The organism is Nocardia coffeae (assembly GCF_019890715.1).
Lineage (GTDB): Bacteria > Actinomycetota > Actinomycetes > Mycobacteriales > Mycobacteriaceae > Nocardia > Nocardia jiangxiensis.
The window spans coordinates 1-288 of sequence record NZ_JAINZY010000098.1 but is presented as its reverse complement, the minus strand read 5'-3'; the positions used below and the strand labels follow the sequence as shown (position 1 = coordinate 288).

At 70.8% G+C, this 288-nt stretch carries 1 protein-coding gene; it reads right to left on the bottom strand.

The window, feature by feature from the left end; translation table 11 throughout:
- On the bottom strand, positions 1–288 hold a 288-nt coding region (locus K7711_RS47205), incomplete at both ends, for an alcohol dehydrogenase catalytic domain-containing protein (protein ID WP_222979755.1).

The window sequence follows — 288 nt, the reverse complement described above, 5'->3', positions numbered from 1 at the left end:
TGTCTCGGCGTAGGTGCCGCCACCGGTGAGTGCGAAGCCGAAGACCGCGTCACCGACCTCGAGCCCGTCGACGTCCTCCCCCAGGGCGAGAACGGTTCCGGCTGCCTCCATGCCCAGCACGCGGGGGAACGGGCGCCCGCCGTCGAGCCCGGGGACCAGACCCGAGCGCAGGAGGTGGTCAAGGGGATTCACGCCGGCGACATCGACCCGGATCAGCACCTCACCGCGACCGGGGACCGGATCGGGACGATCGAAGAACTCCTGCACCTCGGGCCCGCCATACCTGCT